17 protein-coding genes are annotated in these 19,157 nt (G+C 65.2%); 8 read left to right on the top strand and 9 right to left on the bottom strand.

Going from position 1 to position 19,157, the window contains the following annotated elements:
- Entirely contained in the window at positions 1-663 is a 663-nt protein-coding gene (locus IPG14_RS01755; RefSeq protein WP_343390714.1) for a hypothetical protein, read from the top strand.
- 66 nt (positions 664-729) lie between these two features.
- A complete protein-coding gene (locus IPG14_RS01750) occupies positions 730-1,479 on the top strand; it encodes a YebC/PmpR family DNA-binding transcriptional regulator (RefSeq protein ID WP_343390713.1) in 750 nt (249 codons plus the stop codon).
- A gap of 186 nt (positions 1,480-1,665) precedes the next feature.
- On the opposite strand, the gene lipB is transcribed toward IPG14_RS01750, so the two are convergent.
- From lipB to IPG14_RS01735, 3 genes are all read right to left on the bottom strand, one after another.
- A complete protein-coding gene (gene lipB / locus IPG14_RS01745) occupies positions 1,666-2,364 on the bottom strand; it encodes a lipoyl(octanoyl) transferase LipB (protein WP_343390712.1) in 699 nt (232 codons plus the stop codon).
- 17 nt (positions 2,365-2,381) lie between these two features.
- The gene (locus IPG14_RS01740; RefSeq protein ID WP_343390711.1) at positions 2,382-3,560 is read right to left on the bottom strand and encodes a biotin/lipoyl-containing protein; all 1,179 of its coding nucleotides are present in this window, start codon (positions 3,558-3,560) and stop codon (positions 2,382-2,384) included.
- Positions 3,561-3,625: 65 nt separating this feature from the next.
- A complete protein-coding gene (locus tag IPG14_RS01735; RefSeq protein ID WP_343390710.1) occupies positions 3,626-5,119 on the bottom strand; it encodes a LuxR C-terminal-related transcriptional regulator in 1,494 nt (497 codons plus the stop codon).
- A gap of 63 nt (positions 5,120-5,182) precedes the next feature.
- On the opposite strand from IPG14_RS01735, the gene IPG14_RS01730 reads away from it, so the two are divergent.
- Positions 5,183-5,491, top strand: a complete 309-nt coding sequence (locus IPG14_RS01730; protein WP_343390709.1) for a hypothetical protein — start codon at positions 5,183-5,185, stop codon at positions 5,489-5,491.
- On the opposite strand, the gene IPG14_RS01725 is transcribed toward IPG14_RS01730, so the two are convergent.
- Entirely contained in the window at positions 5,488-6,267 is a 780-nt protein-coding gene (locus tag IPG14_RS01725; RefSeq protein WP_343390708.1) for an SDR family NAD(P)-dependent oxidoreductase, read from the bottom strand. The two genes, IPG14_RS01730 and IPG14_RS01725, sit on opposite strands and share 4 nt — an antisense overlap.
- A 183-nt stretch (positions 6,268-6,450) precedes the next feature.
- Between IPG14_RS01725 and IPG14_RS01720 the strand changes: the two genes are divergently transcribed.
- Positions 6,451-7,641, top strand: coding sequence for a CaiB/BaiF CoA-transferase family protein (locus IPG14_RS01720; RefSeq protein WP_343384797.1), 1,191 nt, complete (start codon positions 6,451-6,453; stop codon positions 7,639-7,641).
- A gap of 76 nt (positions 7,642-7,717) precedes the next feature.
- On the opposite strand, the gene IPG14_RS01715 is transcribed toward IPG14_RS01720, so the two are convergent.
- Positions 7,718-8,092 (bottom strand): VOC family protein, encoded by a 375-nt coding sequence (locus IPG14_RS01715; protein WP_343384796.1) that lies wholly within the window; start codon positions 8,090-8,092, stop codon positions 7,718-7,720.
- Positions 8,093-8,208: 116 nt separating this feature from the next.
- Between IPG14_RS01715 and IPG14_RS01710 the strand changes: the two genes are divergently transcribed.
- From IPG14_RS01710 to IPG14_RS01695, 4 genes are all read left to right on the top strand, one after another.
- Positions 8,209-8,763, top strand: coding sequence for a winged helix-turn-helix transcriptional regulator (locus IPG14_RS01710; RefSeq protein ID WP_343391043.1), 555 nt, complete (start codon positions 8,209-8,211; stop codon positions 8,761-8,763).
- Between the two features lie 116 nt (positions 8,764-8,879).
- Positions 8,880-9,707 (top strand): FAD-dependent thymidylate synthase, encoded by an 828-nt coding sequence (gene thyX / locus IPG14_RS01705; protein WP_343390707.1) that lies wholly within the window; start codon positions 8,880-8,882, stop codon positions 9,705-9,707.
- A 29-nt stretch (positions 9,708-9,736) separates the two neighbouring features.
- Positions 9,737-9,910: a hypothetical protein gene (locus IPG14_RS01700; protein ID WP_343390706.1), complete on the top strand. Its 174-nt coding sequence runs from the start codon at positions 9,737-9,739 to the stop codon at positions 9,908-9,910.
- 87 nt (positions 9,911-9,997) lie between these two features.
- Positions 9,998-12,253 (top strand): hypothetical protein, encoded by a 2,256-nt coding sequence (locus IPG14_RS01695; RefSeq protein ID WP_343387868.1) that lies wholly within the window; start codon positions 9,998-10,000, stop codon positions 12,251-12,253.
- Between the two features lie 12 nt (positions 12,254-12,265).
- On the opposite strand, the gene IPG14_RS01690 is transcribed toward IPG14_RS01695, so the two are convergent.
- From IPG14_RS01690 to IPG14_RS01675, 4 genes are all read right to left on the bottom strand, one after another.
- A complete protein-coding gene (locus tag IPG14_RS01690) occupies positions 12,266-13,069 on the bottom strand; it encodes a sulfite exporter TauE/SafE family protein (RefSeq protein ID WP_343391042.1) in 804 nt (267 codons plus the stop codon).
- A 104-nt stretch (positions 13,070-13,173) separates the two neighbouring features.
- Entirely contained in the window at positions 13,174-14,970 is a 1,797-nt protein-coding gene (locus IPG14_RS01685; RefSeq protein WP_343384792.1) for a carboxyl transferase domain-containing protein, read from the bottom strand.
- Positions 14,971-14,983: 13 nt separating this feature from the next.
- A complete protein-coding gene (locus IPG14_RS01680; RefSeq protein ID WP_343390705.1) occupies positions 14,984-17,338 on the bottom strand; it encodes a DNA translocase FtsK in 2,355 nt (784 codons plus the stop codon).
- A gap of 164 nt (positions 17,339-17,502) precedes the next feature.
- Complete coding sequence (locus IPG14_RS01675; protein ID WP_343384790.1) at positions 17,503-19,155, bottom strand: ribonuclease J; 1,653 nt, start codon at positions 19,153-19,155, stop codon at positions 17,503-17,505.
- Positions 19,156-19,157 lie beyond the last annotated feature (2 nt).

The following is a 19,157-nucleotide window of genomic DNA, read 5'->3' as shown; positions in this document are numbered from 1 at the left end:
GTGGCGCGGGTGAACCCGGGACCGCTTCAGAACCGCGTCGACCCGTTCGGCGCCATCCATGCCGTCTCCGAGCGAGGGACGATGTTCGGGAATCGTGGCGGCTGCATGCACACGGAGTCGCAACAGCTCAGGGGACGGCCGTGGACGAACGAGCGCTGGATCTGTTGTGTCCTCGAATTCAAGGGGCGGCGCCGGGAGCTGATGCAGCCGGGACGTTATACCGAGCTCTTCTTCCTCGATGAGGCAACGGCTTTCGCTGCGGGCCACCGGCCGTGCATGGAGTGCCGCCGCCCCGATGCCCTGCGCTTCATCGAGGCGTGGTCCAGTGCCTATCTTCCCTCCGGCCAGTTCCTTCGGACGGTTTCTCACATCGACCAGATAGCCCACCGTGAACGAATCGACCGCCTGACGAAGACGCAGAAGACGGCCCGTGTCCGGCTCTCGACCCTTCCCGACGGTGTCTTCGTGGCACTTGATGCCGCCCGCGACGAGCCACGGTTGTTGTGGCGGGGCCGCCTCCACCGGTGGTCGTTCGCCGGGTATACCGGTTCGGAGCCCATCCCACGCGACGACGCGGCCACCTTGCTGACGCCGCCCTCGTTCGCGGTCGCATTTGCGGCCGGATACGAGCCTGCCGTGCACATTTCAGTGCGGAGCACTTAGCACGCAGCCCGCTCCGCCTCTACACTCGGAAGCACTTCAACCATCCCTATCACTCCGGAGAGACCCATGTCTGGCCACTCCAAATGGTCCACCATCAAGCGGCAGAAGGGCGCGAACGACGCGAAACGCGGCGCCATCTTCACCAAGCTCAGCCGCGAAATCATCCAGGCCGCCAAGCAGGGCGGCGGCGACCCCGGCATGAACTTCAAGCTCCGCCTCGCCATCCAGCGTGCGAAGTCCCAGAACATGCCCAACGACAACATCGAGCGCGCTGTCGCCAAAGGCACCGGCGGCGCGGCCGATGAACAGCTCGACGAAATCCAGTACGAAGGCTATGGCCCCGGCGGTACCGCCATCATCGTTGCCGCTCTGACCGACAACCGGAACAGGACGGTCGCTGAGGTCCGTCACCAGTTTTCACGGGCGGGCGGAAACCTGGGAGAGAACGGCTCGGTGGCCTGGCAGTTCGAGGCGAAGGGGCTGATCACCATCCCGACGAACGGAAAGGACGGTGATGACCTCGCCCTCCAGGCAATCGACGCCGGCGCCGAGGACGTCGATGTCGGCGTCGGCATGGTCGAGGTGAAGACCGAACCTTCGAACCTTGAACCGGTCCGCAAGGCGCTCGAATCGAGCGGCCTTGAGATCGAGAACGCCGACTTCGCGATGGTCCCCAAGGTTACCGTCGAGCTCGATACGAAGGCTGCTCACCAGGTCCTGCGACTCATCGAAGGACTCGAAGACCTGGAGGACGTCCAGCGGGTGTACTCCAACGCCGACTTCAGCGACGAAGCAATCGAGTCCTACCCGGGCTGATCACACGCGGACGTTCACCTGGAACGCGAAACGCCCCGGTCTTCCGGGGCGTTTCCGTCTCGATGGGTTCGAGAAGCGACGGCAGGAGGGCGGCGCCGGGAGGGGGTTCCGGTGTCCTGTTACTCCGTCCCGCAGTGTGCGCGCTCGATTAGACCCCACCGTTCCCTTCGCCGTCTGTGAAGCCGATCACCCACGGCTACTGGAGACGTCGTGTCCGGGGACGCTGGCCGGCTCCATCGTGCACTCGAAGACTCGTCCGAAGTGGAACGTAAAGGCCTCCAGCACTTCCTGGAACGCCACCTGCTTGCCGACTTCAGTGGCCATGCTCGTCATTTCGATGTCCCGCATGCCGCAGGGGTTGATCAGCTCCCAATGACTCATGTCCGGGTCGATGTTCAGGGCAGCGCCGTGCATGGTTATCCAACGACGGACGTTCAGACCGACCGACGCGATCTTCCGCTCACCCACCCAGACTCCGCGTCCGGCCTCGTTCCGTTCGCCTCGGACACCCCAGTCTGCGAGCACACCGATGACCGTCTCCTCCAACCCTCGCACGTAGTCGAGTACCCCGAGGCCCCAGGACCGGAGATCGATGATGCCGTATGCGACGAGCTGGCCGGGGCCGTGGTAGGTGATGTCGCCCCCGCGTTCGGCCTGGACGATCTCGATGCCCCACTGGCGTACGGCCTCAGGTTCTACGCGCAGGTCCGGTGTGGGGTGGCTCCGGCCGAGCGTGAACACCGGCCGGTGCTCGGTCAGCAGGAGGGTATCGACCCCGCCGCCCTCCCTCCGCTGCCCCTGCAGCCGCTGCTGCAGCTTGTGGACTTCGCCGTAGCTCGTTGTCCCGAGGTCGTACACGCCGACGGCCCGCGAGTGTCCTTCCATGCCATCCTCCCGCACCGTCATATCAGCATCGCACAGGGTGACTCCAGGAGTTCCCGGATTCGACCGAGCAATCGGCCCGCCGAACCTTCGCTCCAGCGGCTGCTGTCATAGGCCATCGTAAGGGCGGCGCATCCGTCGCGGCCCGGCGAGGCCAGTGCGAACGCTGCCGTCCGGCCCCCATCGAGACGCGGCGCTGCCGCGGCGATGCCCAGCCCGAAGAGCGACACCAGCACCCAGGTCGACTGCTCGAAAGGTGTGTCGCCCCCCGCCGCTCGCGAAGTTGCTGCCTCCCGCAGGGTCTTGTTTGCTACGTTTCCCACTGCGCAGGAAACGTCCGTCGAAGACTCCGCTATCACGATGCCACCGGCGCCACCAGCCAGGTCCGTTGTCTCGATCGCGAGGCAGATCGCCCGGAAGGCCGCGTCCTCGACACGAGGCACAACGCCGTGCTTCTGCCACTCTCGTTGGCACACCGAAACCAGCTTTGCGGCTTCGGAAAGGTCGATTTCGATCGACATGGTCAGCACCTGGGCCGAGGCGGATGCCTCGTCGGAGATACGCTGGAAGCGCTCCCTGGCGCCGTCAGGGGCGGCCGGCGAGGCCCGGTGTCCCTCATCTGGCTCCCAGAGCGGTAGCCCCGGGATGGACCCGCCCGCTTCCGGAAGTGCGTGCGTAACCTCGTCCACGGCTCCCGAGAAGAACGACGTGTGGAACTCCACGGCATCGCCGGGAGCCATCTCCCACTCCACCGCGGCGACAGCGGCGAAGCGGCGCGGGAACGGCACGACGACTGCTTCCGGAGTCTCCGGTTCGAGTTCGAGTTCTAGTTCGGGTTCGAGTTCCGGGACCCCTGGTTCCAGGAGTGCCGCCTCAGGCTCCGGTTCAGGAACCTCCGGCACGAGCGGGGCTTCAGCGACCGGGACGTGGCGCGAGGACGGTTCTTCGTGCGGAAGTGCTTCCCCGGGTTCGAGGATGACGCCCAGGACCTCACCGACGCGTTCGATGCTGCCGGCAGGCCGCCGGATGCGCAGAAGCCCGGACTCCGCCGCTTCGACCTCGTAAGCCACGAATGCACATTCCACACGGCAGACCGGTTCACCCGCGCCTACCGCGGCGCCGTCGGGCAGGTACCACTCGGCTACCAGTCCTCCAGCCATGTCCCGCCCAAGGTCCGGCAATTCCACCGAAACCGCCACGCGCGGCCTCCCCGGGCACGTGCGCCCAATCTAAGAGACGGCAGGAGGAGCGCCTTTGGGCAGGGTCAGGGCGTGGGAATGAGGCCCGCGGCAATGGCCAGCACGGTCGCCTCTTCCATCCCCACCGCCGAGATGCGTACCACCAGGTCGCCCTCAGCCCACGTCAACACGACCTCCCCACTCAACGGAGACCAGTACGCGGGAAAGCCTCTAATGGTAGTTGCCACGCCGGTGTCCACCACTGATGCCCGGAGGCCGCCTGGCCGGAACCGTTGCTCTAAGACGAAGGCGCGCGAATCGTCGTCGGAGTAGGCAACGCGAAGAAGCGTAATCCGGTCTGCGGCGTCGCGTTCCTCATCGTAGGCCTCTGCCCGGAATCCCGCCGGCATAGGGTCCGGCCTGAGCATTCCGGCGGGCGTGTTGAAGCTGACGTTGAATGGCGGCCCGGTGCTGGAGCTCCTGGATCCACCGCTGTTTGAGTCCACCAGCACCGAAAGTGACTTGCGCGGGTCCTGTTGTGCCCCGCTGGGACGATCGAAACGGATCTGTTCGTCCGCCACCTTCGCGTCCCATTCCAGGTTTGTCACTTCGATGGAGTATTCGCCGTTCCCGCCAAGGTCCGCCACCTGCCGGAGCACGACCATGCGCTCCTCGTCGATCCAGTAGCGGATGCTGCCGCTACTTGTAACCACACCGTCGGTGTTTGTGCTGGAGGTCGCCGGCGAGAGCTCCACGATCGTCGCGGGCATGCCCAACAGCCTCTCGTGGCCGACGATTCGGACAGTCCTGGTTACGTTGTTGTCGGAGCTCGTCCGGAGTTGCTCCATCACTTTGTCGATGCTGGCTACCGGGCTCATCCACGGCCCAATGAACGAAGCCATGCTCCAGGGTCTCACGCGCGGCTTCGAGCCTTCCGGGAAGACGTAACTCGGAGTTCTCGAATACGTGTTCGTCGCGTCGCGAAAGTACGTTTGCTCGCTCCGGTCGACAACGATGATGTCCGTCCCGGCTTCGTCCGCTGGCTCCAGAGTCTCCACTTCAATCCGGAGGTGGTCGAAGTCCCGGTTCCACCAGCGGACGAGCGTCACGCGCCTTTCCGGCGGGAATTCGACGCCGCTGACATTGGTCCCGATGGAGTCTGCCGGGTAGTAGCTTTCGAGTCGGGCCTCCAGGTAGAACGCCGGCAACTCGCCTTCCGCTTTCTCGGCCGGTCGCGAGAACAGCGCAAGCAGCCCTATCGCCGCCGCGGCCACCACCGCGGTCGCCGCTATCCACTTGAGCGAGCCGAGGCTGGCGATGCCCCGCAACGCGCCTGCCTTCGCCGCCGGCCGGTTCCTCCAGCGCCAGTACTCCGCGGCCCGTTCGCGCGAGTCGAGGCCCAGCTTTGTCAGGATCTCGCTGACGTTCCACTTCGCGCCGTCAAGGCTCATCCCGAGGGCGTCGCCGATCTCAGCGTTGGTTTTGCCCGCGACCAGGAGGTCGAGGACGGTTCGTTGCCGTTCATTCAGTTCCGCTTCGTTGCGCCGCGCCGAAGCGAACTCGCCCGTGTCCGTCGCCATGGCCCGATCCTGCGCCCTGCCAATCAGGAGGTCACTACCCGATGCCGCGCATTCACTTGCGGCATGTCCGGCGTCCGCATCTTCACTGCCTGTTTGCGGATTCTTTGCCCGGCGGTGTCCGTTGGATTACGCAGGCGGGTTACGGTCGTGAGCATGGCGCTCTCCCGGCCGGCCGCGATCGGACTCCGCCTCCCGGAGGACCTGGGCCTCGGGCTTGCAGTCACCGCGCTCGTGGCTGGAGTGACGCTCCTGGTCTGCGCCTCGGCTGCGGCTTCGCCCGGACCGGGTCCGCGTTCCGAATCCCGCCTGCCCGATGGCGCCGTATACGTCGACATTCAGCCTGCGGCACTCGCGACGGCGGCCAGTCGTTAGGCCCTCCGGATCGTCAATCCACCATCGACCGGCACCGCGACCCCAGTAAGAAAGCTCGCCGCCGGTAAGGCGAAACTCAGCGTCATCTGGGCGACTTCCTCCGGGAGCCCGTAGCGCCGCAGCGCCGTCCGCTGGCGTGCGTAGCGCTCCTTCATTTCCTCAGGGATCGGCTCGGTCATCCCTGTCCGGATGGGCCCGGGGCAGATGCAGTTTACGGTGATACCTTCTCGCCCGAGCTCCAGCGCGAGCGAGCGCGTCAGGCCGACGACGCCGTGTTTCGCCGCCGTGTACGGGCTGTTCCCCGCCGTCGCACCGAGCCCCTCGGTGCTCGCGATGTTGATGATGCGTGGGCTTTGCGACTTTCGAAGGTGTGGGAGAGCAGCCCGGATGGTGTGCGTCATCGCCGTCAGGTTGACCGCGAGGACCCGGGCCCATGCCGCGTCGTACTCGGCACTTTCGAGCGGCAAAGCCGCCGAAATCCCCGCATTGTTCACCAGGATGTCGAGTCCGCCGAACTCGGCGACGACGCTTTCCACCATGTGGTCCACGGCGCCGCGGTCGGAGACGTCGCAGGCCCACGCCTTCGCCGTATTTCCCGCCGCCGAGATCGCCGAAACGACGCGTTCCACGGATTCGCGGTTCTGGTCGACGGCCGCGACTCTCGCTCCTTCGTCCGAAAAGACATAGGCAGTCGCCTCGCCCATTCCGCTGCCGGCGCCCGTCACCAGCACGACCTTTCCCGAAACCGACCGGCTCAGCTTGCTTACGCGGCCCATGGCCATCCCTCACACGAACGTTGTGCCGTTGTCTACGGGTTCGTGGTCAAGGCGGCAAGCTTGCCGCGGGAACCTCATTGGCTTCACACAGCTCCTCGCCGGCGGCTGCCGTCCGGTTGCGCGACCCATGGCGCCCGGCCATGCTACCCGGCATAGCCACACCTCTTCAGGAGTTACCGCGCAATGGTTATGGCGCTCGCTGGTATTAAGGTCCTCGATCTCTCGCGGCTCGCCCCGGGCCCGCACTGTTCCATGCTCCTCGCCGACTTCGGCGCCGACGTGACACTCGTCGAGGCCGTCCCGGGCTCATCGGCCAAGCTCGGCGGCAGCGGCGGCATGCGCCGCAGCGAGGCAGCAGACCATGCGGCCGCCTACAACGCCCTCGGCCGCGGCAAGAAGTCGATCGCCCTCAACCTCAAGGAGGACGCAGCCAAGGCGGTCTTCTACGAAATGGTGAAGTCGGCCGATGTCGTCATCGAGGGCTTCCGGCCTGGTGTTGTGAAGCGCCTTGGGGTGGATTACGACACGCTGGCGAAGATCAATCCGCGCATCATCTGCTGCTCCATCTCCGGCTTTGGCCAGACCGGGCCTTACAGCAACCTCGTCGGCCACGACATCAACTACATCTCCGTCGGTGGCGCACTCGGCGTCACGGGACGGCCCGGGCAGGCCCCTGCCATCCCCGTAAACCTCGTCGCCGATTTCGCCGGCGGTGGGCTCACTGCGGCCTTCGCCATCTGCGTCGCGATCATCGCGCGCGAGAAGACCGGCCGTGGCCAGAATGTAGATATCGGGATGAGCGACGGCGTGCTCTCGCTCATGACCAGTGCGTTTTCCGGCTACTTCGGCGGAGGCTCGGTCATCCGCCCGGGAGCGACGCTCCTGAACGGCGCTGCGCCCTTCTACAACACCTACGAGTGCTCCGATGGCCGATGGTTCTCCATCGGTAGCATCGAAAGTCACTTCTGGGCTGCCCTCTGCACGGTCATCGGCACAGAGGATCTCTTGCCCAAGCAGTTCAACCAGGACGAGTGGCCCGCCACCATCGAACGCTTCAAAGGCATCTTCAAGCAGAAGACGGCAGATGAGTGGATGGCGATCATGTCGCAGCACGACATCTGTGCGGCCCCCGTCCTCGAAATGGAGAACGTCGTCACCAACGAACACAACCTCGCTCGCGGCATGGTCGTCGAAGTGGACTCGCCCATCGGCAAGGTCAAGCAGATCGGCGTCGGTCCCAAGCTGAGTGACACTCCGGGCAAGCCGAGGTTCACCTCACCGATTCTCGGCCAGCACACCGACGAGGTACTGAAGGGCCTCGGCTACGACGATGCCCGGATCGCGGCCCTCCGCGAGGCGGGTACGGTGGGCTAGGAGGCGCTTCGAATGAACGGAGAGGTCGAACCCCGGCTGTCCACGGCGGGCTCTTCTCTCTGCGCCGTCGGCGGACCTACGGCTGCATGAGGTTTTCTGCGAGCATCATTTCATTCCCGTCGGGGTCCTTAAAGGTTGCGAGCTTCACCATGCCTGGCAACTCGGTGGTCGGGCCGGTGAACTGCACGCGGTTGGCCTCGAGTTCGGCGCGAGCCGCCTCGATGTCGCTCACGCCGAATGTGATCGTCGTCCCGCCCACGCCCGGGTGGGCTTGGCCGTCCAGGGCACTCAGGCCGATGACCACGCCGAGCGGCCCGGCGAACTCAGCCCAGCCACCCTCTTCCACCACGAAGGTCTCTTCAAGTCCGAGGACATCCCGGTACCAGTCGCGCGCCGCCAGCCAATCGGAGACCTGGACGGCAATAGTCAGCTCGGGTTTGAATGTTGGCACGGGGCCACCTCTATGTTTTGATGCCCCTGGTCGCTCCGGGCGGCTACAGTTCCGCCGACGCCCTGAGGTTGTATAGAAAGTATAGTAAGTCTACTAAGTAGTCAAGAGGCACTCTCATCTCGCTCGAGCCCGCCATCCGCCTGTTCCACCACCGCTGGTCGGTGCCAATCGTCGCTCTCCTCTACGGCTCGGGCTGCCAACCGTTTTCCGAGCTGGCGGGTCGGCTCTCTGCCAGCCGCGATACCCTGACGGACACGCTTTCGAAGCTTGAAGCCAGCGGAGTCGTCGCACGCCAGCACCCCGGCAGGAAGACCATGTACGTGCTGACTCCGCTCGGCGAGAAGGTCGGCGCGGAATGCGTCCCGCTCGTCCAGCTCATCGCCAACACCGACGTTTTCGCCATAGCGCTCAAGAAGTGGCCGATGCTCGTTGCCGTCGCCCTGGGCCGCGGAGCGCGCCGCTACGGTGAAGCCAGGGCAGCACTTCCGGGCATTACCGCCCGGGCACTCGCGATGGCCCTCAAGGACCTGGAGGCGGCCGGCCTCGTCGAGCGGACGGTCGAGAGCGGTTATCCGCCGGCGCCCGCCTACGAACTCTCGCCGAAAGGGATGGCGTTCTTCCCGGCTCTCGATGCGCTCTGCCACGCCTGCGAATCGGCCGTTGCCACCTGAACCCGACATAGCGCGAGTGACGAGGTTCAGATCGCATACCGCTCAGTCACCTGAGCAGTTCTTTGTGGCACAATATCAGTCCGCGTACCGCGAGTTTTCCGCTGGCTGGCGACGTCATGGCAATTCAGGTCACCCTCCTTTCGCATTCAGATGACCCGCTGCGGTCGCTCTATATGGCTTACCGCACGTGCTACAGCCAGCTCACTCCCCAACAGGTCGCGAAACGCATCGGCGATGACCGCATCACCCGCGAAGAGATGACGCAATTCATCGAGGAACGGCTGAAGACGGGCCATGCCAGCCCGTTGGAGCAGGTCTCCTACGAGTTCGGGATCTCGGGCGTCTCCCGGGCTTTCAGCCACCAGTTCGTCCGCCATCGCGTGGGCATTTCGTTCGAACAACAGAGCCAGCGTTACGTGACGTACAAGGAGGGTGAGTTCCCCTACACCGTGCCGGAGACGGTCCGCAAAGCCGGCATGCAGGACAGGATGGACGAGCTGTTCGATCGCGTCGGGGAACTCTATGAGGAGATGGTCGCTGCCGGGATACCCGCTGAGGACGCCCGTTTCCTTCTGCCGAACGCCACGAACACCAACTTCAAGATCACCGTGAACTTCCAGAGCCTTCTCCACATCTGTGACCTGCGGCTCTGCACGCGTGCCCAGTGGGAGTTCCGAAAGGTCGCGGCGCTCATGCGGTCCGAGGTGATGAAGGTGACCCCGGAACTGGGGCGCTACCTTCAGCCAAAGTGCGGAGAACACCGCCTCGGTTACTGCGACGAATCGGAGAAGGACTGGGCCGCCTGCCCCATCGGCAGGGTGCGCCCTCACAAGGAAGTCCTCTTCCGCATCTACGAGGCATATCGCAAGGGCGAAACACAGCCGCTCCGCGAGCAGGACTGGGACGTCATCGAGGAAAAAGACCTCGTCGTCCTGGGAGACTGATGCACCGCCCGGTGCTTCCTCTTGGGCGGATGGCCCCCTGGTTGCTTGCGGCAGCCGCGGTCGTGCTCCTCGTTTGGGGCGGCGCGACAGGCGACCGCGAAATGATGGTCCTCGGCGTCGTTGCCGCCGCCGCCTGGCTCCTCGCCTTCCCCGTCACCCGCGCCCTCCTCGGTCGAGATAAGCCCGACGATCCCCCGGTCTAACCTGACTTTCTTGGGCTGTTCCCTGTTCGTCACCGCGGTCACCGAGGTGATCTGCGCGCGTCCACCGTTCCTGCCGAAGTTCGTACCATGAGGATCCGTCGCCTTGCCCTGGTCGCCGTATTTGCGTTTTCGCTGCTCTCCCTTGTTGGCATGGAAAGCCCGGCTCCGGCCCTGGCTCAGACAGTGCCCTACAACGTCGCATCAGAGTCTTACTACCGCCTCAACACAGACGCCGGCCGCATCACCGTTTCTGTTCATGCCGAGTATCAAAACGCCATCGGGAAGGATCTCCCGACGCTCCCCGTTTACCTCATGCCCGGCGCCGAGAACGTTGTTGTCAAAGCCGGTGACGAGGTCCTTGAGACGAAAGTCACGCCCGGCAACGAGGCCGCGGGCCTGGCCGGGGCGGCCGTCGCGACGCTACCGCGTCCGCTGAAGACCAACACCCGCATCGTCCTCGATGCCACTTACGACGTTGCCCCGCGCACCGGCGGCAAGATCATGACGCTCGAAGCCGGCCTTATCGAGACGGCCTTCATCGGTCAGGGCCCGGGCTCGTTCGTCCTCGTCGACGTCCCCAAGGCCGGCGATAACTACTTCGATCCTGGCTGCCTTCTCGCTTCGAGTCAGCCGGGCGATGTGAAAGCTGACGGATTCGAGCGCTGGGTGTGCGGCGAGGTCACAGTCATCGGGCTCAATGCCGACGATCCGGACGTTATCAGGCGCTGTGCCGCCATGGACGACAAGTGCCGCCAGCGGACCGACATCCGCGTCTTTTCGGCGTACGTCCAGTCCGTCACCGACTTCTCGAAGTCCGCAAAGCTCGAAGGAGACGTGGTGATGCCCGACGGGCGAACGGTGCACCTGGCGCTGAAGTACTTCAAGCGGGACCAGGCCTGGGCAGACAAGCAGTGGGCGATCGCTCAGAAGGCGTTTCCTATGCTCGAAACCGTCTTTGGCTGGCCGTACCCCAACAAGACACTCGTGATGCGGCAGTCCCACCACATTGAACGTGCCGGCGCGGCGGGCGTCGCATTCCCCACCATCGGCGAGGTCCTTCTCGCCACGGACACTGGCTTCGATGAAGAGGTCACCATCCACGAACTCGCCCACTCTTGGGCGGGATTCAATCTCGAGACCAAGTGGCTCTGGGAGGGCTTGGCCGAATACGGCACAAAGGCCATCGCCAGCGACCTCGGTGTGCGCCCCGTCGAGACCGGCTGGTCGACGCGGCCCTACAAGAACGAGCCTCTTTCCATGTGGTATCACGGCTCGGACATCTACGATTCCGAGTTCTGGTATGGCAAGGCGGGAGCGTTCTGGTTCGCCTACGAGACCGCCATTGGTGGCCGGGCGAACATGACCGCGCTACTTGGCCGGATGGACGATGAACAGTCGCTCCTCCCGCTCGACGCGGGCTGGTTCATGGACCAGGGCGAGTGGGTCAGCGGAAACAACCTCGATTCCCTCTTCGTGGAGTGGGTCTACAACCCGGTTACTTCGAAGAGCTTGCTCGCCGACCGCCGTGCCGCGCACGACCTCGTGAAGGCGCTCCAGGCGCGTGGCACCTCGCTGGGCCTCTCGGGCATGCCATCCGACATCTATGACAATCTCCTCGCCTGGGTGTTCGATCCGGTTGCGGGCCAGGTCGCAAAGGCGAACAAGGTGCTCGATTCCTACGCCGAAGTCCTCGCGCTGAGTACCGAAGCGGGCCTGGGCACGCCGGACGGTGTTTCCCAGTCGTGGGGAAAGAAGCGGGTGGCCGATACCGCGATCGTCGTTGAAGAGCAGCGCCAGGCGATCCTCGCCATCCTCTCCGCCACGAAGGACCTTGAATCGGCTGCGGATGACTCCGTCGCCAGACAGAAGCTGGCTGAGGCCCGCGAGAAGTACTCGGCCGGCGACTACGCCGGGGCGAAAGCGGCAGCGGCAGGGGGCCTCACGGCTGCCTACAACGAAGTCGCGGCGGGGAAGATGATCGCGATTGCCAGGGAAAAGCAGCAGTCGTTCAGCCCGAACTTCTTCGGTCGCATTGGGATGTTCTTCACCAACCCCGCGGGTGACCTCGCGAAGGCGGAAGCGGCTTACGCGGCTGGCGACGGGACGAAAGCGCTGGAACTCTCTCGCGGCGCCTATGACTCCTGGGACGGGGCCACGCAGCGCGGGATCCAACGCCTCGCAATGGGCGCCGGGATCATGTGCATGCTCACGTTCCTTGTCTGGTTCGTCCTCCGCAGGCTCTCCGAGCCGACGGTTGTCACTCGCAAGGCAGGTCAGGGCCACCATCTCGAGGAAGCGGGGGAGCGCCGTTCCAGCTGGCGCGACTGGGAGAACACGCCCTAACCCGGCTCGGCATCATCCCTGGATCGCCTTCAGCGCCAGCCGGAAACCGACAATGACGAGCGCCACGGCAAGCGCCCGGATGATGTAGCCGCCGTGGAGCCGGCGCGAGAGCCAAGCGCCGCTCTGGGCGCCGAAGACGGCGCCGACTGCCAGCAATCCGGCCTGCCCAAGCGACCGGTCCCAGCTCAGTGCTCCTGTCGAGACGTGCACCGCAGTGCCTTCGAGCGCCATAAACGCCAGCACGAATTGGGAGGTCGCGGCGGCAATGTGGACCGGGAAGTGCAACACCGTCGCCATTACCGGCACATGCATGACGCCACCGCCGATCCCCAGCAGGCTGCTCACGAAGCCGATGACGCTGCTTGTCGCGACGCCCTTCCACATTTGGAACGAGTAGAAGTAGTTGTTCCCCGAACGGTCGGTGATTCGCCGGCGGACCACGCTCCAGCCTGTGGCCGGAGGGTGGATGGCGTTGGAGTTGTGCCGAAGGAGCAAATAGAGCCCAATCCCCGTCAGGACTGCCGCGAAGATGCCGTCGAACGTCCGCCGCGGGATGAATCCGACGACGATGGCCCCCGCTATCGCGCCCGGGAGCGTCGCCAGGGCGAACCAGAGGCCGCTCCGGAAGTCGATCCGCCGATGGTAGCCGTAGGCGAACGAGCCTGACGTAGCGTTCGCCCACACCACGAACAGGGAGATGGCCGTGATCTTCTCCGGGTCCTTGTCCGGATAGAGGAAGAGCAACACCGGCACGAGGATGAAGCCGCCGCCGGCCCCGACGAGCGTGCCGAATGTGCCTACGGCAAAACCGAGCAGGATGAGAAGGAGGTCCTGGAATTCCAGATGGCGCTCCTGGAGTGGCGGCTAGGGGGAATATGCCCCGCCCGCCGGACACCGTCCACCGGCGGGTGCACGGCTACTCAGACCGGGATGTCGTCGTCCCCGAAGTCGTACCGCCGCCGCGGCGTGGAGCGGTCTCGGAGCCGGCCTGCCGCGCCGCTCATCCGGTCGGTGAAGTGCGCCAGTTGCCGTTCCAGGCGGCCGCGGATCCAGCTCCGCGTGGACCCAATCTCGCGGTAGCGGGCGTAGCGCTGCTCCACCCGCCGCTTCGCCCGCGTCCGCTGTACCCGCGAAAGCTCGCGGAGTATGGCGCGCCGGAGAAGCACCGCCGCTTCGGCGTGGTCGGTGTGGGCGCCGTCCCCGGGTTCTGGCACCGTATGGTCGATGATCCCCAACCGCAGGCAATCGTGCGAAGTGAGCCGGAGCCGTTCGGCTGCTTCGCCGGCCGAACTCTCCCCGCCGTAGAGGATCGTTGCCGCATCCTCCGGCCGGATCACTTCGTATACCGCGTTGTCGAGCATGAGCACCCGGTCGGCCACGGCCATCGCCATGGCGCCCTCCGAATTCGCCTCGCCGGTGATCACCGCGACGGTTGGCACCGGCAGTTCGAGCATCGACGTCATGCACTGCGCCACGGCAAAGCCCAGCCCTGCCTCCTCGTTCGCGAGCGAGGGGTCGGCCCCGTCGGTGTCGATCAGTGTCACCACTGGCAGATCGAACTTCCTGGCGAGCATCATCGCGCGGCGTGCCTTCCGGAACCCGGCCGTGGAGATGTGCGCCCGCTGCCCGTGGGGGCGCACCTGCCCGACGAAGAGCACGGCCTCACCCGCGAGCGAGCCCACACCCGTCTGCACGAGAGGGTCATCCTCGCCGCTCCGATCGCCGCGCAACGCAACGAACGAGGTCGACATGCGAGCTATCAAGTCGGTCGCGTTGGGACGGTCTTCGTGGCGCGAGATCTGCACCTGTTGCCAGGCGGTTCGAGGGGTGTGGTACGAGTGGCCTTCGCGTTGTTCTTTCTGCGCGGTGAGCCGGTAGTCATTCGTCAGCAAGTCGAGCAACTGGGCGATGGAATCCCGCAATTGCGGGCGAGGGACCACCGCATCGATGAGGCCGCGCTTCAGGTGGGCTTCAGAGGTGTGGGCGCCTTCGGGTAAGTCCGCTCCAGCGGCTTCCTGGAGGGCCCGCAACGCCGCGTAGCCGACCAGGGCGTTGGGCTCGCTCAGGAGGACATCGGCGAGATTTACGAAGCCGGTGTACGCCGAGCCCGTCGTCGGGTCGGTGAGGACAGCCACATACGGGAGCCCTGCGCGGTCGTGCCGGCGCACGGCTGCGGCGATGCGCGGCGCCTGCATCAGCGCCAGCAAGCCCTCCTGCATTCGCGTGCCCGCCGTAGAACAGATGAGCACGACCGGCACCCGGCGGGAAGTTGCCTTTTCGAAAGCGCGGGCCAACCGCTCGCCCGCCGCAACGCCGATGGAGCCGCCGAGGAATGAGAAATCGATCACGGCCGCGACCAGATCGCGCCCGTAGATGCTGCCCGTCCCCGTGAGCGCGGACTCGGTCAGCCCTGTCCGCCGTTGGGCGTTGATTACGCGGGAGCGGTAAGACTGTTTGTCGCGGAACGAGAGCGGGTCGATGTTCGTCACCCCCCGGTCGTCTTCGTGGAAGCTTCCGAGGTCGAGCAGCGTGGCCAGCCGCTCGCGTGCCGTCAGGTGGAAGTGAAACCCACACGAATGGCAGACACGGAACCGTTCGTAGGACTTTGATCCCTCAAGGTCGGCACTGCACGAAAGGCACTGCTCGTGCGGACGGCTCCCGGGCGCTTCATCGTCCGGCGCTTCGCCGCGGCCAAGCAGGGTCTTCAGGTTTCTCATGCCCTTCAGTGTATCAAGCGAGGTCATCTATCGCGGATCCCTGGAGAACTTTGCGTGACTCCCCCTCCTCTTGCGGCCCGACGTACCCCTCTTCCTCGAGGATCTGGATGATCTTCTTCGCCTTCACGAAGCCAACCTTGAGCCGGCGCTGGAACAGAGACGGGGAGATCCGCTGATGCTGGAGCGTCAGTGCCCGCGCCCGGTCGACGACCGGGTCGTCGAAGTCGACCTCGATCTCGGCGTCGCCGCCGTTCGCTTCGGCCAACGCCGCTTCGAGGAGGTCGTCCGCATTCTCCGGCGCCAGTTCGCTGAACCGTTCGTCCTTCCAGAACTCCACAAGCCGTTCCACCTCGGCGTCCGACACGTAGACACCCTGGATCCGGATAGGCTTGGCGACATCCGTCGGCATGAACAACATGTCGCCCCGGCCGAGCAACTTCTCGGCGCCACCCATGTCGAGGATCGTTCGGGAATCCGTTTGCGATGTGACCGCGAACGCGATGCGTGTCGGGAAGTTGGCCTTGATCAGGCCGGTTACGACATCGACCGACGGCCGCTGAGTGGCCACGATCAGGTGGATGCCCGTCGCCCGGGCGAGCTGGGCGAGCCGGCAAATGAGCTTCTCGACTTCGAACGGCGCCGCCATCATCAGGTCGGCGAGCTCATCGATGATGACAACCCACTGCGGCAACTTGATGAGGACGCGCGGGTGCTTGTTGTACGCCTCGAGGTTCCGGACTGCCACGCTTGCGAACTTCTTGTAGCGCGCATCCATTTCGCCGACGACTGCCTGGAGTGCGCCGACGACCTTGTCCATGTCGACGATGACTTCGCTGAAGGCCATATGGGGAATCCCCGAGTAGCCGATCAGCTCAACGCGTTTCGGGTCGACCATGACGAATCGGACCTGGTTCGGCGTCGCGTTCATCATGATGCCGGCGATGATCGCGTTCATGCAGACGCTCTTGCCGGAGCCCGTCGACCCGGCGATCAGCAGGTGGGGCATCTTCGCGAGGTCCGCAACCACCGGTACCCCGGAGACGCCCTTGCCGAGTGCCATCGCGAGTTTGCTCTTCGAGGCAAGTTCGGTGAACTCTCGGGTTTCCATAACTGCGCGCAAGCCCACGAGCGAAGCCGAGTCGTTCGGCACTTCGATCCCCACGATCGCCCGGCCGGGGACCGGCGCCTCAATCCGCAGGCTCGGCGCCGCGAGGGCAAGGGCGAGGTCGTTCTGGAGCGCCGTGATCCTGTTCACACGCACCCGTGTCCGCGACACTTCGACCCGTTCCGAGCGCGGCCGCCCGTCCGGTGTGAGCATTGACTTGCCCTGTTCGTCCTTCAGGAGAACGTCCTTGCTCCGCACCTCCCAGCCAGGTTCCACCCCGAACTGCGTCACCGTCGGTCCTTCGTTGATCTCGACGACGGTCGCATCGACCCCGAAGCTGGCGAGCGTATCGACGATCAGCTGAGCGCGCGCCGCATTGTCGTGCTTGCGGTGAACGCTCGGGATCGGTGCATTCAGCATCTCCAGGGCGGGCAGTGCCCAGCCCCCCTTATGCGCGTCGAGTTCGAGGCCGAGCTGCTGCGGCTCGTCGGGCGCTTCGTCTTCCGCCATGGCCGTGACAGCGGGCGGCGCGTCTTCGAGAAGCGTCGCTTCTTCGATGTCTACTGCGGCGAACGTCGCCGCCGCTCCGATGCCCACCGGTGAGGTGGGCGACGCAGGGTCGATGGATGGCCGGAAGACGACCGGTGTGCCTTCGATGGCAGCGCTCCGCATCGGCTGGATGCGCTCGAACCCGCCCGCGCCGATCACGACTTCCTCTTCCGGGCCGCCTGGCCGCCGGAAGATGAAGCTCAGCCACCTGGCGACCGCGGCCGCCGCGCGCTGCGGTTGCCGCCTGCGCCAGCTCTCTTCGATCCAGTAGGGGACGTTCGTGGCCACCCAGCGGGTAGCCGTCGGCGCGAGCAACGCAGCCGCCAGCACGAACACGCTCAGCCACGCGACCTTGCCTAGAAACCCATCGATGAGCCGCTGTCCGAGCGTGCCGCCGAGGCTGACCTCCGCGAAGCGCACTCCGCCGGCGGTCCAATCTGCCGAATTGAGTGCCAGCAGCCCCCACAAGAACACGCCCAGGGCCGCGATACCGCTTGTCTTGCGCCAGAACCATGCGCCGCGCTCGTACCAACCGCGCCACGCAGCCGCCGCCGCCAGCAACACCCACCCGAGGAGGACGACGATCCCGAGCCCGAACGTACGAAGCGTCCAGGTGCGCCCGTCGCCGAGCGCTTCCTGGACATCAGGGACGAACAGCAGCGCTGCCACTACGACAATCGCCGCGAAGGTGGCGAAGACTTCGGGTCGGTTCAACCGGCTCAGGACAGACGGGTTCCGCTTCTTGCTCCGCGGCGAACGTTCCGCGCGGGCAGTCCGGGGCCGGGTCCGTGGGCGTGCCGCCATGGCCTGCACTCCTCATCCACCCGTACCGGCGCCCCCCGTTGGCCCGGCACGGCCGCGATCGATGACTGGCCTGACTAGACCTCGACAGTCACTGTCAGCACCATCGGCCGCCTGCGAGTCTCATCATAGAGGAACTTGCTGACAGCGTCGCGGATTCGGCTGTTAATGTCGCCGAACTCCGCATAGTGCTCCACCCCTTCGAGTGCCTTCGCGGCCACTCTGCGAGTCTGGTCCAGCAGATCCTCCCGGTCTTCTACATCTACGAACCCGCGCGCAAGCACCTCCGCCGGCCGCTCCAGCTTCCCGGTCTGCTTGTCGACCGCGACCATGACCACCACGACGCCATCCGTCGAGAGGTGGGCCCGATCACGCAGGATGTGCTGGTCTACGTCGCCGATCCCAAGCCCGTCGACGTAAACGTAGCTCGCGGGGACGCGGTCACCGATCCAGGCTGACTCTTCGTCGATTTCCAACACGTCGCCGTCCGTCAAGACGAAGGCATTGCCCTGGGGCACGCCGACTGACTCGGCAAGGCGCGCGTGGACCACGAGGTGACGGTACTCGCCGTGGATCGGCACGAAGTATTCGGGCTGCAGGAGCCCCTGGATGATCTTGAGTTCTTCACGACTGGCGTGGCCGCGGACGTGGATATTCGAAATGCGGTTGTAGAGGACGTCGGCGCCGAGACGGAAGAGGTTGTCCACGTTCCGGTAGACGGCTGTTTCGTTCCCCGGCACCGGGCTCGAAGACAGGACGATCGTGTCGCCTTTCGAGATGGTGATGTGGCGATGGTCGCCGTTCGCCATCCGCGTGAGGGCGCTTGTCGGTTCGCCCTGGCTCCCGGTGGTGATCACCACCAGCTTCGAAGCCGGCGTGTTGCGCATCTCTTCGACGCCGATGATCACGCCTTCCGGGGCGTTGATGTACCCAAGTTGGCGGGCCATCGCGACGTTGTCGATCATCGACCGTCCCGTCACAAAGATCTTCCGCCCGGTGAACACCGCCGCATCGACGAGAAGCTGCACTCGCGAGATGAGCGATGCGAAGGTGGCGACGATTACCCTCCCCTGGGCGTTGACCAGGATGGTGCGGAGTGCCTCGCCGACGAGCTGTTCGCTGGGCGTGTAACCCTCCTGCTCCGCGTAGGTCGAGTCGGCCATGAGGAGCAGGCAGCCCTCCGCCCCAACCTGGGCGAGCCGGATCAGGTCGGTGTGCTGGTCCATCACCGGGGTGTGGTCGAGCTTGAAGTCGCCGGTGTGCACGAGCAGCCCAAGGGGCGTGCGGATGATGAGGCCACAGGCATCCGGGATGCTGTGCGCGACCGTGAAGAATTCGACCTCGAAGATTCCGGCCGTGATTACTTCTCCCGGCGTGATGACATGGGTCTCTGAGTCTTGCAGCAGCCGGTGTTCCTGCAGCTTCACGCGAATCAGGCCGTCCGTGAGCTTGGCGCTGTAGATCGGCGCATTGAACTCCCGCCGGAAGTAGGGCAGCGCCCCCACGTGGTCCTCGTGGCCATGGGTCAGGAAGACGGCCCGGAGCTTGTCCTTGTGGTCGCGGAGGTAGCTGAAGTCCGGGATGACAAGGTCGACGCCAAGCATCTCCTCTTCCGGGAACATCAGCCCGACATCGACGACGATGATGTCGTCGCCATACTCCAGCAGCATCATGTTGCGGCCGATTTCACCCAGGCCGCCGAGCGGGATTACACGAAGTTTTTCTGTCATTC

The organism is Candidatus Amarobacter glycogenicus (assembly GCF_016704105.1).
Taxonomy (GTDB): Bacteria; Chloroflexota; Dehalococcoidia; order Tepidiformales; family Tepidiformaceae; genus Amarobacter; species Amarobacter glycogenicus.
Note: the sequence above shows the minus strand (reverse complement) of the source record. Positions and strands in the feature narration are given on the sequence as shown.

Coding starts and splice junctions, on each gene's coding strand:
- IPG14_RS01725 (WP_343390708.1), bottom strand. CDS start 6,267: ATGGGCCGCGTAAGCAAGCTGAGCCGGTCGGTTTCGGGAAAGGTCGTG.
- IPG14_RS01685 (WP_343384792.1), bottom strand. CDS start 14,970: ATGAGAAACCTGAAGACCCTGCTTGGCCGCGGCGAAGCGCCGGACGAT.
- IPG14_RS01695 (WP_343387868.1), top strand. CDS start 9,998: ATGAGGATCCGTCGCCTTGCCCTGGTCGCCGTATTTGCGTTTTCGCTG.
- IPG14_RS01675 (WP_343384790.1), bottom strand. CDS start 19,155: ATGACAGAAAAACTTCGTGTAATCCCGCTCGGCGGCCTGGGTGAAATC.
- IPG14_RS01750 (WP_343390713.1), top strand. CDS start 730: ATGTCTGGCCACTCCAAATGGTCCACCATCAAGCGGCAGAAGGGCGCG.
- IPG14_RS01735 (WP_343390710.1), bottom strand. CDS start 5,119: ATGGCGACGGACACGGGCGAGTTCGCTTCGGCGCGGCGCAACGAAGCG.
- IPG14_RS01700 (WP_343390706.1), top strand. CDS start 9,737: ATGGCCCCCTGGTTGCTTGCGGCAGCCGCGGTCGTGCTCCTCGTTTGG.
- lipB (WP_343390712.1), bottom strand. CDS start 2,364: ATGGAAGGACACTCGCGGGCCGTCGGCGTGTACGACCTCGGGACAACG.
- thyX (WP_343390707.1), top strand. CDS start 8,880: ATGGCAATTCAGGTCACCCTCCTTTCGCATTCAGATGACCCGCTGCGG.
- IPG14_RS01720 (WP_343384797.1), top strand. CDS start 6,451: ATGGTTATGGCGCTCGCTGGTATTAAGGTCCTCGATCTCTCGCGGCTC.
- IPG14_RS01730 (WP_343390709.1), top strand. CDS start 5,183: ATGTCCGGCGTCCGCATCTTCACTGCCTGTTTGCGGATTCTTTGCCCG.